We start from the raw sequence: 12,200 nt of genomic DNA, 5'->3' as shown, positions 1-12,200 counted from the left end.
GCCATGTCCGAGACCGGAATCTGGATTGCCTGGGGACTGCCCACCCCGGGACGGGAACTGCAGGCCCTCGCGGCGCTGCGCGACGCCCGCGGCTACCTGCAGGCCCTCGTCGACGACGGCCGGATCGAAGGCTTCGACGTCACGGTGCTGCGTCCGCAGACTACCGAGCTGGGCGGGTTCATCCACATCAAGGGCACCCGCGTCCAGATCGACATCCTGCGCCGCACTGGGGATTTCGAGCGCTGGGCCACCGGAATCCAGCTGATCGCCGACCGGGTGGCCTTCGTCGACAGCTGGGTCGATCGCGGCATCGACCACGCCATCGAGTTGTACGAAGACGCACTCCGCGAGGCCGGGCTGCTTCGCTGACGGTGTCGAAACCGAAACAACCGTCCAAAAGTCTCCCGCGGTTCGGGCCGATGTTGTTCCATTAGTTAATTAGCTGGAACAGCAGGGAGACACGATGAGCGCCGCACGCTACGTCGGCCGGGTCGGAAGGCTCGCCGTCGCACTCGGCATCGGAACCGCGATCGCATCGGGCCAGGGCGTCGCATGGGCCGACCAGACTGAATCAGGAACGCCCGCCGGCCCGGCGGCCACGTCCACGACAGGCGAGAACGCCGGCGCGTCCGGCACTTCGGGCAGCCCCACCAAGCCGCGTCGCGACAAGCCCCGGCCCAAGAAGGGCGACGACAAGGCAGAGACACCGGCCGCGGGCAGCACCGGCGACAGCTCGTCCGCCCCCAAGGCCGATCCCAAAGCTGACCCTGAGACCGAGACCACGCCTGACCCCAAGACCGACAAACCCACCAAGGCACCGGCCAAGGGCCGTGAGCGCACGAACAAGCCGAAGAACGACAACCCGAGCGACACCGCGACGGTCCCGAAAACCCCGAAACGTCCACAGCTGACTCCGGACAAGCCCGCCGCCAAGCCGCTGGCCGCCCAGCAGACCGCGGCGCCCAAGCCGGTCAGCGTGGCGGCCGTCGCACCCACGGTCATGAAGGTCACCACCAGTGCGGTCACGGCGTCGCCGAGCCCGGTGTCGGCGACGACGAACCTGCTCACCCCCAACGTCACCGCACCCACGGTCAAGCCGACCAACCCGGTGGCCGCCGTGATGAAAGCCGTGTCCGGCGCGCTGAATTGGGCGTTCAATCCGTTCGGCAGCCCGGCCCAGCCGACGCTGGCGTGGACCGTGCTGGCGTTCGCGCGCAAAGAGATCGACAACCTCCTGACAGCGATCAAGCCGCAGAACGTCGTCAGCGCACTCACCACCACCGGCCAGGTGCTGAGCAATCCCATGGCCGCGCTCACCACGGTCATGAACCCGCGGCCGGCCTGGCCCACACCGGGTCAACAGCTCAGTCCCTCGACGAGTTTCGTCGACTGGGTGACGGGCAACTTCGCGCCCAACGACACCTACAACCGGTTCGGCGTCTGGGGCACCGACGTCGGCACCGCGTGGGACAACGGCATCGCCGACGATCCCAGCACCCCGATCAACGAGCACCAGGTGCTGATGGCGTTCGGCGACACCTTCAGCGGCCCCAACATGACCGGGAACTGGCTCAACAACATCCTGTTCCGCTCGTCGGATGCCAACCTCGCCGACGGCATCTCGATCCCGGCCGGTCAGTGGTTCAACGGCAACATGTTCGGCGGTACGCCGCTGTCGTCGCCGACGACAGCACGCCAGATCATCCTGCCCGCCAAACTCCCGGCGGGTCTACCGTCCGGGGTGACGCTGATCCCGACCTCCGGCATCTCGGTGCCGACACCGGGCACCCAGTTCGGCGCCACCCAGTACCTGAGCTTCATGTCGGTCAAGCAGTGGGGCGCGCCCGGGCAGTGGACGACGAATTACTCGGCCATGGCCTACTCGACCGACAACGGCGAGAACTGGACCATCGCACCGCAGAGCGTCCGCCAGAACTGGGGCGGCAACGCCAATTTCCAACAGGCGGCCCTGGTTCGTCCGGGGGACGGCTACGTCTACTCGTATGGCACCCCGAACGGCCGCGGCGGAGCGGCCTACATCTCGCGAGTGGCCGAAGCCGACATCCTCGACGTGTCGAAGTACGAGTACTACAACAAGGGCAGCGCAGGCGGCTGGTTCGGCATCGGTGCGATCAAACAGGGCTGGTACAAGGACCCGTCGAAGGCCGGCGTGGTGTTCGGCAGGGACACCGGCGCGTGTGGCATCGGCAAGCCGGGCAACCAGGTCAGCGAGATGTCGGTGCAGTACAACCCGACGCTCGGCAAGTACGTGACGCTCTACGCCGACCAGTTCAACAACGTCGTGCTGCGCACCGCCGACGCCCCACAGGGCACGTGGTCGGCGGCCACCGTGCTGATACCGCAACAGAACGGCGGCATCTACGCGCCCATGATGCAACCCTGGTCGCCGTCGACCCTGGGCACGGGTACCGACTTGTACTGGAACCTGTCACTGTGGAGTGAGTACAACGTCATGCTGATGAAGACCGATCTGACGAAGCTGTAGCCATGATTCGCACGACCGTCGCGATGGCCGCAGTCGCCCTGGCGACCGCGGTCGCGCCCCTCTGCGCGGCTGATCCCGTTGCGCCACAACAGGATCAGCCGTGTCCGCCGACGGCGGACGAAGCCACCACCATGCCGACGACGCCGGCGCCCAGGTCGGGCGCCAACACCCCGCTGCAGTGCCACGAAGGGCGCTGGCAGCCCGTCGCACTACCCGCGGAACCCAGCGACCGTTGGTGGAGCACCGGCCCCGTCATCGCCCTGCACGGTCAGGGCATGCGTAATCCAAACCTGATGTCCGGCAAGTGGAGTGGCACGCCGCTCGGTCCTGGGAACCGATGCCATGTCGAGCAGCGCGCGGTGATCAGCGCCGGTGTGGTCAGCGCGCCCGTGGCGACCGACGGCGGACCGGACCAAACGCTGCACTTCGACGTGGCGCCCACCGCGTCCTCGGTCGAGTTCTCCGGCTATTGCCTCTGGACGCGGCTCGGCTGAGTCGTCAGCGCCGGCCGTTCCGGTAGGCCGTGGGCGTCGTGCCGAACCACCGCTTGCACGACCGCGTGAGCACGCTCTGTTCGGCATAGCCGAGATTCCGGCAGAGCTGGTCGAGGGTCAGCTCGGTATCGAGCAGTAACCGCTGCGCGGTCTCGCGGCGGATCTGATCGACCAGGTCACCGAACGTCGCGCCCTCGGCCGACAGGCGTCGCTGCAGCGTCTTCGGGTGCAGGCCGACATGCCGGGCGATGTCCTGCAGCCCCACGGCTCCACCCGGCAGCAACTGACGGACCAGGGTGCGGACCAATTGCGTTGTGGCAGGCTCAGATTCACCGATGGTGTTCATGAGGTAGTCCATGGCCGTCTGATGCGCGATGCGGTCGGTGGGCAACGGCCGCTCCAGGTCGGCGGCGCGCAGCGTGAAGCCGGCGACCGGTTCACCGAACGACGGCGGGCAGCCGAAGTAGGACTGGTACTCGCCGGCCGGGGTGCGCGCCGAATGCGGCAGGTGCACCGCGAGCGGGCGGTAGTCCGGACCCAGGAAAAGTCGCAGCACCTGCAGCGTGACACCGAGCGACAACTCGATGGCCTGCGCCTGCGGCGGTGCCGGGTCCAGGAGGTACTCGAACTCGAAGCGGCGCAGGTCGGTTCCGGCGGGGACGGTGATCCGGGCACTGATCGCGGGGCTGTAGGCGGCCATGAACTTGTCGAAGATGACGAACGCATCGGCGACCGTTTCGGCGTTGCGGGCCGCCAGCCCGACGGGTCCGAGGATGTCGATGTTCTGGCGCAATGCAAGTCGACGTCCGAAATCGGGAGTGCGCAGTGCGACCGCCGCGGCCTCGAGCGCCAGGGCGCCGCTGGGCAGGGAGATGAACCGATCGTGACGGCCGATGTCCGCGCTCGCGATATGCGCCGCGGCCAGCAGCGCGTCACCGTCGCCGCCGAGTTCAGCAACCAACTCGGGAAAGCACGTGAGCGCCGTACCCCGGATCATCGCCATGTCTCTAACTGTCAAAAATTTGTCGCGAAATGTCAAGACACAAACCGGTATGGTGCAGCACAGTCGAATCCCACGATCAGCCGGTGCAGCGTCGCGCCGCAGGTACAGGCAATGTGTCCTGCACAACAACGAAATAGGAGCACTTCCCGTATGCTGCACAGACATCGCCGGTGGACCCGGACGCTGGCTGCCCTGACCATCACAGCGCTGGCGGCCACAGCCGCCGGCTGTGCCACATCCAGCAAACCGTCGAAGCTGTCCGCCGACGAGGCCAAGGCCATCGCGGTCGACGCGTACGTCTACGGCTACGCCCTCAACACCGTCGAGATGACGCGGCGGGTCATGACGAACGTCGCCCAGGTGCAGGCGCCCCGGGCCCCGATGGGCCAGTTGATGCGTATGCGGGAGTACCCGAACGCCGCGTTCCGCGACGTCACGGCGCCCAACGCCGACACGCTCTACACAAATGGGTTCATCGACGTCAAAGACGAGCCGTGGATCCTGACGCTGCCCGACGCCCACGACCGGTACTACCTTTTCCCGATGCTGTCGGGCTGGACAGATGTGTTCCAGGTTCCCGGCAAACGCACGACGGGCACCGGCCCGCAGACCTACGCCATCACCGGCCCGAACTGGAAGGGCACGCTGCCCGCGGGCGTGACGGAGTACAAGTCTCCGACGTCGACGGTGTGGCTGATGGGCCGCATCTACTGCGATGGCACGCCTGCGGACTATGCCGCCGTGCACGCGATGCAGGACCAGATTTCGCTGGTGCCGCTGAGTTCATACGGAAAGCCCTACACGCCGCCGGCCGGGAAGGTCGATCCCAGCATCGACATGAAGACCCCGGTCCGTGACCAGGTCGAAAACCTCAGTACCGAAGCCTATTTCGACATGCTTGCCGCCCTGCTGAAGGACAACCCGCCCGCCGCGGCCGACAAGCCGATCATCGAGAAGATGGCCCGCATCGGCATCGTGCCCGGCGAGAAATTCGACATCACCAAGCTCGATGCCGATGTGGCTGCCGCGCTGAAGTCCGTACCCAAGGACGGCGTCGCGAAGATCATGGGCCACTACGGCACTCTCAACACCGTCAACGGGTGGCAATTCACCACCAAGACAGGCGAATACGGCACCGATTACCTGCAGCGCGCCTTGATCACCGCCATCGGGCTGGGCGCGAACCGGCCCCAGGACGCGGTCTACCCGACATCGAAAACCGATGCCGCGGGCCAGCCGTACAATGGCGCCAACAAGTACGTGATGCACTTCGCCAAGGACCAGCTGCCTCCCGCCGAGGGCTTCTGGTCACTGACGATGTACGACGAGGGCTACTTCTTCGTCGCCAATCCGCTCAACCGCTTCACGCTCAGCCAGCGCGACAACCTGGCCCGCAACCCCGACGGATCCGTGGATCTGTATCTGCAGCACGACAATCCGGGACCGGAGAAGCAGGCCAACTGGTTGCCCGCACCCGCCGGCGCCTTCAACCTCATGCTGCGCCTGTACTGGCCGAAGCAGAACCCGCCGTCGATCATCGATGGCACCTGGCAGCCACCGGCCGTGACAAAACTCCCGTAAGCCACGAAACGTACTCGACGCGAGCCGATTTCGCTTTGATCAACCCAAGGAGCACCATGACACCACGCATCACCGCACTGGTTTCCGTCCCACTGATGGGCGTGGCCCTGGCCGTGGCGCCGTTGACGGTGGCCCCCACCGCCGCCGCGGATGTCTGCGCCAGCGCGGGCGGCCGGCACTTCTCCGCCGGCGGCTGCACCAACATCGCGGGCGACGTCGCCGTCGGCACTGCCATTGCGGCGGCGCACGTCCCGTATGTCGCGGGTGAAGTGCCCTGCTACACAGACGAAGGCGTGCCGTACTACACGCCGCCCGGCGCCCCCTGCTGATACTCGGCTGTTGCCCTCGATGGCGCTGTCCCGAACTGTCAAGAATCAGTCTCTAGATGTCAAGACTTCGGGCAGCGCCGTCCTGCACAGTGGGATGAGCGGACCGAACCCGGCCCGCGACCAACCATGGGCCACACCCGGATTGGAGCACGGCCGTCATGTCAGCAGCCGATGTCCTGCCGTGGTGCGGCACGTTGTCCATCGCCATGGCTGCACTGGTGATCCTGGCCGGCCCCACGGCTCGCCGGGCCTATCGCGCCGAAGGTGCGACCGCACCCCGCCGCTGCCCACTGCAGCAACTCATGCGGACGAGCACCACCGACGCCATGTACGTCGACCGGTTCCTCGACGTGAACGCCGAGCCCTGGGTGCTGACACTGCCGGACGCCGCCGATCGTAGATACCTCTTTCAGGTGCTCTCCGGCCGGGCCGACGTGTTCGATGACGCCGACGAGCACGTCGCCTGGACGACGCCGCAGACCTATGCCATCACCGGGCCGAACTGGAACGGCGAACTGCCTGCCGGTGTCACCGAACACCGCTCGCTCGCCCCGATCATCTGGCTGCTGGGCCGCATCGAGTGCACGGGCACGGCCGAGGACCGCGCCGCCGCACAGGAGCTGCTGGACCGGATTTCGCTGGTTCCGTTGAGTGCCTACGTCACTCAGTTCGTGTCCGACTAGGGCGCCATCTCGTACCGACCTGCCAGGTCCCGCACCGTACGGACCATGCGCTCCAGGCGTTCCGGGTCGCCCACCGGTTCCACGATCAGATCCAGCGCGAGCTTCTTCTGCGCCGCGGTGGCGGTCGGCTTGCAATGCAGCGTGGTGGCGTGCCGGGAGAAGTCGGTGACCAGAACCTCGAAAAGCTGGTCCAGCACGTCGTCGTCGGTGTGGTCGATGATGGCCTGCTCGAGGATCAGCTGCGCGTAGGGCAGCAGCGTGAACAGCTCACCGATCGCGAACAGGAAATCGACGTCGTTCTGCTGCTGGGCGGTCGGTGTGGCCGCAGCCAGCAGGGTCTGGAACCCGTTGGCCTGCTTGAGGAACACCGTGACGTTGGGGATGTGCTCGAACTGCCCGAAGATGAATCGCCAGTCCGCAAACGCCACCCGCCCGAGGCCACGGCTGGGACCCTGACGGAACAGGAAGTCGTCGTTGGTGAAGTCCCGACGGCGGCGCACCACCGGCAGGCGGTCGGACCGCAATGCCGCCGGCGCCACCGGAATTCGCGCCACGCGCGGGATGAGTGCCGAGCCGGCCGCACGTAGGCCGGTGGCCAGTGCCCGCGTAGCCGCGTTGGGCGAGTACTCGACGGGAAGCTGCTGCAGCGCCAGCAGTCCGGCGTCGGCGGGACGGAACATGAAGTTCTGCATGAACTTCAGCGACAGCGCCATGTTGACGTGCACAGTGCCTTCCAGGCGCGGCAGACCGGTCGAACCCAGCAGCGCCATCCCGAAGAACATGTCGTTCTCGTAGCCGCGCGCGGCGATCGTGTCCGACAGCAGCGTGATGATCTTCTCGCCCTCACGAGTGACGGTCATCTTCTCGATGGCGTTGAACAGCAGGTAGCGCCGATCAGTCGAGGACGCTGACCGCATGTAGTCGATGGCGCGCTCGCTGTAGAGCTTCATGCCGACCAGCCGGGCGTAGGCCTCGGTGAGCATGCGGCGGATCTGCGGGAACTCGGTGACGTGCTTTCCGAACAGGATTCGATTCTCGGCGTGCGTGACGGCCTCGTACATGGCGTGCTCACACGTGCCGATGGAACCGAAGCCGAGGTTGAACTTACCGATGTTGACGGTGTTGATCGCGGCATGGAAAGCGCCCTTGCCGGCGTGCAGGATGTCCTCGGCGTCGACCGGGTAATCCTCGAGATCGAAAGCAGCGACGTACATCTGGCCGTTGACGACGTTCTTGCGCAGCTTGTAGTCAGCATGCTGACTGTCGGCGGCGAAGAAGAGATACCCCTCGAAATCCTCGTCGGGCTTGCCGCCGTCGAGCGCGGTCGAGCTGTCCAGGATCGGCTTGTCGGCCCGGCGGCCGAATACCGACACCATGCGGGCCAGGTTGCCGTTGCCGATGTAGTACTTGCCGCCGTTCGCCCGGTAGCCGTCGTCGACCGGCGTCAGCACCATGTCCGTCGAGTACACGTCCGCGCCGTGCTCCTTCTCCGATAGGCCGAACGCGAAGATCTCGCCGGCCTCGAGCAGCTGGGCGGCGCGCTTGCGGGCCGCGGTGTTGGATGACTGCCAGATGGGGCCGAGTCCCAGGATCGTGACCTGCCAGACGTACCAGTACTGCATGCCGTAGAAGCCCAGGATCTCACTGAACATCGCGTTGCGAGCGGTGTCCCAGCGCTTGTCGGGGTCACCGTCGGCTTCCGATGCCGGCGTCAGGAACGTCGCGAAAACCCTTTCCTTCTTGAGGAATTCGATGAACTCCGCGTACCAGACGCGGTCGCGGTCCTGCTGCGTCAGCCAGGCCTTGCCGTGGCTCTCGAAGAACTCGATGGTGGCGATGAAGATCTGCTGGGTCCGCTCGTCGAAGTCGGCGAAGTCCGGCTTGTGCGGGTTGAGCATGGTCATGGCGAGCAATCCTACAAGGATGAAGAAAAATTATTCAAACAAGAATAATCCTGCTACATTCAGTTCATGGCCACCGACGCCGCAACGAAGCCCCGCGAGCGGGCCGCCCACCTGGGCCCGGAGCGCCGCCGTCCGCAGATCCTCGATGCCGCACTACAGATCGCTGCGGAATTCGGCACCGCGGCGGTGACCATCGGTGCCGTTGCCACCCACCTCGGCGTCACCCGGCCGGTTGTCTATTCGTGCTTCAAGGACCGCGTGGAACTCCTTGCCGCCCTGCTGGATCGCGAAGGCGAGTCGTTGCGCGAAACCCTGCTGGCGGCGCTGCACACCGGCCGCGGCGACGACCCGGAGGCGGCGTTCATCGACGGCTATCGCGCGCTGCTGCACGCCGTCGAGGACCAGCCGGATACCTGGCGTTTCGTCTACCTGGCGCACGCCGACCCGGCGGTCGCCGACATGGTCGCGGAGACCCGCCGCGCACTCGCGAGCAGCTCGTCGCGCTGGATCGCACCGGCACTGACGATGTGGTGGCAGACCACCGACCTCAATCGCAAGATGCCGGTTCTGACCGAACTGTTCGTGTCGTCCAGCGAGGCGGCGGTCCGGTCCCTGCTCGACCCCGAGAACGACTGGGACGCAGACAATCTCGGTGAGTTTTACGGACGACTCATGTGCCGCGCGTTCGCCGCGGCCTGACGATCAAGGAGTAAGTCGTGCCCCAGCCAGTGCAACCCCTCGCCGACTACGGCTTCTTCGGCCCCGGCACCGTCACCTGGAAGGTGTGGGGACACACCACGACTCCAGTCACCGGCCTCCAGCGGGCCGTTGTGGTCGAGGAACTCGACCCGTCGCTGATCGCAGCCGTCGACGCCACACAGGCCAACTACGACCGGCCGCGCACCCGCTATGACCGCACCGTCCGGTATTTCGCAACTGTCGCGTTCGGCGACAGCGAGTCCGTGGTCAAGGCCGCCGACGTGCTGGTGAAGGTGCACTCGAAAGCGATTGGCACAGAGCCGGTCAGCGGCAACAAGTACGACGCCAACAACCCGCACTCACAGCTGTGGATCCTGCTGACCGGATGGCATTCGGTACTGACCGCCTACGAGATGTACGGCGGCGGCAAGCTCACCCCCGAGGAAGAGAAGCAGTACTGGGAAGAGTGCGCCATCGCGGCCGAATTCCAGACCTGCGACCCGGCCGACGTACCCCGTACCAGCGCCGGTGTTCGCGCGTACTTCGACGAGATGCGCCCACATCTGGCGGTCAGTGAAGCGGCCCGCGCCATGATGGACCACCTGCTCAATGCCAAAGTCGTGCTGCCTCCGGCGCCGTGGGTACTGAAGCCGGTCGTCGAGCTCATCAACCTCGTCCTGCGCGCGGGCACGATTGCCACCATGCCGCGTTGGATGCGCAAGCTCAGCGGTTTCGACCAGCCCCGCGTCGTCGACATCGCCGTGCGCCCGGTACTCAAGGTGGCCTATGGCATCGTCGATCGCAGCCCACGGCTGAAACTCGCCGTGGCGGAGCTGATCGCGCCGTCGGTGACCCAGGTGGCCGCGCCGTACATCCTCGGCGTCCCGGCGATCACCGATGCCGTGTTCACTCCAGAAGAGGCGCGCCGCCGCTACGGATTCGTCAAACCCGCTGACGCACACCACGATCTGCGGGCCAAGCAACAGCAACGGGTGTTCGGCGAAGGCCAGGCTCCCAGCGACGAGGGCTTGATCGAGTCGCAGGCGTACCTCGGGAGTCTCGCCTAGCGCGGCAGCAGTTCGGCGACCAGGTCCCGGACCCGCTCGGCAATGGCATCGCGGATGGGCCGGACGGCCTCGATGGGTTGCCCCGCCGGGTCATCGAGTTTCCAGTCCCGGTAGGACACCCCCGGAAAGTACGGGCAGGTGTCGCCGCAGCCCATGGTGATCACCACGTCGCTCGCTTCCACCGTGTCAGCCGTCAGCACCTTGGGCGCTTCGGCCGTGATGTCGATGCCGAGTTCAGCCATGGCCGCGACCGCGACCGGGTTGATCGCATCGGCGGGAGCCGTTCCCGCAGAACGTACTTCGATCTGCCCGTCGGACAGCTCAGTCAACAGCGCGGCCGCCATCTGCGACCGGCCGGCGTTGTGGACGCAGACGAACAGCACGCTGGGTTTGGGGCTCATGCGGGCACACTCCTCAGCCGCGGCCGCAGCGCCAGCGACAGATACACCAGCGCTACCAGAACCGGCACTTCGATCAGCGGCCCGACGACGCCGGCCAGGGCCTGCCCAGAGGTCGCGCCCCACGTCGCGATGGCGACGGCGATGGCCAGTTCGAAGTTGTTGCCCGCCGCGGTGAACGCCAGCGTCGTGGTGCGTTCGTAGCCGAGTCCGAGGGCGGCTCCCAGCACGTAACCACCGACCCACATGATCGCGAAGTAGACCAGCAGCGGGAGCGCGATACGGGCGACGTCCCATGGGCGAGTGGTGATCTGATGCCCTTGCAGCGCAAAGAGGATCACGATGGTGAACAGCAACCCGTACAGTGCCCACGGCCCGATCCTGGGCAGGAACGTCGACTCGTACCAGGCGCGGCCCTTGGCCTTTTCGCCGAGCCGGCGCGACAGGTAGCCGGCAGCCAGCGGGATGCCGAGGAAGATCAGCACCGACTTCGCGATCTGCCACGGGGACGTCGCAATCGCGGTCTGCGGCAGGTGCAGCCAGCCCGGCAGCACCGACAGGTAGAACCAGCCGAGCACCGCGAACATCAGTACCTGGAACACCGAATTGAGCGCCACCAGAACAGCTGCAGCCTCCCGGTCGCCGCACGCCAGGTCGTTCCAGATGATCACCATGGCGATGCAGCGAGCCAGGCCGACAACGATGAGTCCGGTCCGATACTCGGGCAGGTCCGCGAGGAACAGCCAGGCCAGCGCGAACATCAGCGCCGGCCCGAGCACCCAGTTCAACACCAGTGAGGACAGCAGCAGCTTGCGGTCGGACGTGACGGTGTCGAGCCGGTCGTACCGGACCTTGGCCAGCACCGGGTACATCATGATCAGCAGGCCCAGCGCGATCGGCAACGAAATGCCTTCCACCTGAACCTTTTCCAGCACGACGTCCAGTCCGGGGACCCAGCGGCCGAGCAAGAGCCCGGCCGCCATCGCCAACCCGATCCAGACCGGCAGATACCGGTCGAGCGTCGAGAGTCGAGCTGTCGCCGGAGCGGCGTCAGCGGTCTGCGTCATGCCTGCGCCCCGCAGCACACCGCATCGTCCGATCCACTCGGGGCCGCGCCGAAGGTGTCACTGTCGGCCAGCACGGTGTAGACCTCCCAGCGTTCCCCGCCGGGGGCGGTCACCCAGACCTTGTCCTGCGTGGCAAAGCAACAGGTGGTGCCGATCTCCTCTTCGGTGAACATCCCTGCGTCGGTGAGGCGGGCGATCTCCGCGTGCACGGCGTCGCTGGATTCGACCTCCACGCCCAGGTGGTTGACCGACCCGCCGTGTCCCGGGTTCTCGAGCAGCACCAGTTTGAGCGGCGGATTCGCGATCGCAAAGTTGGCGTAGCCGGGCTTCACCTTGGCCGGCTCGGCGCCGAAGAGGTTGCGGTAGAAGGCGATCGACTCGTCGAGGTTGTCGACGTTCAGAGCCAGCTGGACACGAGACATTGCAGACCTCCTGGGGTATGTGACGTATGTCGAATCTGCGCGCAAGA

General features: G+C 66.2%; 11 protein-coding genes and 1 pseudogene. 8 read left to right on the top strand and 4 right to left on the bottom strand.

The window, feature by feature from the left end; translation table 11 throughout:
- Window positions 1-3 precede the first annotated feature (3 nt).
- From ACZ5IQ_RS02280 to ACZ5IQ_RS02270, 3 genes are all read left to right on the top strand, one after another.
- Entirely contained in the window at window positions 4-369 is a 366-nt protein-coding gene (locus tag ACZ5IQ_RS02280; protein ID WP_406802296.1) for a hypothetical protein, read from the top strand.
- A 94-nt stretch (window positions 370-463) separates the two neighbouring features.
- A complete protein-coding gene (locus tag ACZ5IQ_RS02275) occupies window positions 464-2,506 on the top strand; it encodes a DUF4185 domain-containing protein (protein WP_406804127.1) in 2,043 nt (680 codons plus the stop codon).
- 2 nt (window positions 2,507-2,508) lie between these two features.
- Complete coding sequence (locus ACZ5IQ_RS02270) at window positions 2,509-3,000, top strand: hypothetical protein (protein WP_212808170.1); 492 nt, start codon at window positions 2,509-2,511, stop codon at window positions 2,998-3,000.
- A 4-nt stretch (window positions 3,001-3,004) separates the two neighbouring features.
- On the opposite strand, the gene ACZ5IQ_RS02265 is transcribed toward ACZ5IQ_RS02270, so the two are convergent.
- Window positions 3,005-4,003, bottom strand: coding sequence for an AraC family transcriptional regulator (locus ACZ5IQ_RS02265; protein ID WP_212808169.1), 999 nt, complete (start codon window positions 4,001-4,003; stop codon window positions 3,005-3,007).
- Window positions 4,004-4,153: 150 nt separating this feature from the next.
- Here ACZ5IQ_RS02265 and ACZ5IQ_RS02260 point away from each other — a divergent pair, with 150 nt between their 5' ends.
- From ACZ5IQ_RS02260 to ACZ5IQ_RS02250, 3 genes are all read left to right on the top strand, one after another.
- Window positions 4,154-5,584: a DUF1254 domain-containing protein gene (locus tag ACZ5IQ_RS02260; RefSeq protein WP_212808168.1), complete on the top strand. Its 1,431-nt coding sequence runs from the start codon at window positions 4,154-4,156 to the stop codon at window positions 5,582-5,584.
- A 56-nt stretch (window positions 5,585-5,640) separates the two neighbouring features.
- A complete protein-coding gene (locus ACZ5IQ_RS02255; protein WP_212808167.1) occupies window positions 5,641-5,913 on the top strand; it encodes a hypothetical protein in 273 nt (90 codons plus the stop codon).
- Between the two features lie 158 nt (window positions 5,914-6,071).
- Window positions 6,072-6,596: a DUF1254 domain-containing protein gene (locus ACZ5IQ_RS02250; RefSeq protein ID WP_212808166.1), complete on the top strand. Its 525-nt coding sequence runs from the start codon at window positions 6,072-6,074 to the stop codon at window positions 6,594-6,596.
- Here ACZ5IQ_RS02250 and ACZ5IQ_RS02245 read toward each other — a convergent pair.
- Window positions 6,593-8,500 (bottom strand): acyl-CoA dehydrogenase, encoded by a 1,908-nt coding sequence (locus ACZ5IQ_RS02245; protein WP_406804126.1) that lies wholly within the window; start codon window positions 8,498-8,500, stop codon window positions 6,593-6,595. The two genes, ACZ5IQ_RS02250 and ACZ5IQ_RS02245, sit on opposite strands and share 4 nt — an antisense overlap.
- A 66-nt stretch (window positions 8,501-8,566) precedes the next feature.
- Here ACZ5IQ_RS02245 and ACZ5IQ_RS02240 point away from each other — a divergent pair, with 66 nt between their 5' ends.
- Window positions 8,567-9,199, top strand: a complete 633-nt coding sequence (locus ACZ5IQ_RS02240) for a TetR/AcrR family transcriptional regulator (RefSeq protein WP_212808164.1) — start codon at window positions 8,567-8,569, stop codon at window positions 9,197-9,199.
- 17 nt (window positions 9,200-9,216) lie between these two features.
- Window positions 9,217-10,266 (top strand): oxygenase MpaB family protein, encoded by a 1,050-nt coding sequence (locus tag ACZ5IQ_RS02235; RefSeq protein ID WP_244872690.1) that lies wholly within the window; start codon window positions 9,217-9,219, stop codon window positions 10,264-10,266.
- Here the strand turns inward: ACZ5IQ_RS02235 and arsB are convergent.
- Window positions 10,263-11,731, bottom strand: a pseudogene (gene arsB / locus ACZ5IQ_RS02230) (ACR3 family arsenite efflux transporter). The gene ACZ5IQ_RS02235 and the pseudogene arsB overlap by 4 nt on opposite strands.
- Entirely contained in the window at window positions 11,728-12,153 is a 426-nt protein-coding gene (locus ACZ5IQ_RS02225) for an ArsI/CadI family heavy metal resistance metalloenzyme (protein ID WP_212808161.1), read from the bottom strand. Before ACZ5IQ_RS02225 ends, arsB begins: the two are co-directional and overlap by 4 nt.
- Window positions 12,154-12,200 lie beyond the last annotated feature (47 nt).

This window comes from Mycobacterium toneyamaense, from assembly GCF_055384815.1.
Note: the sequence above shows the minus strand (reverse complement) of the source record. Positions and strands in the feature narration are given on the sequence as shown.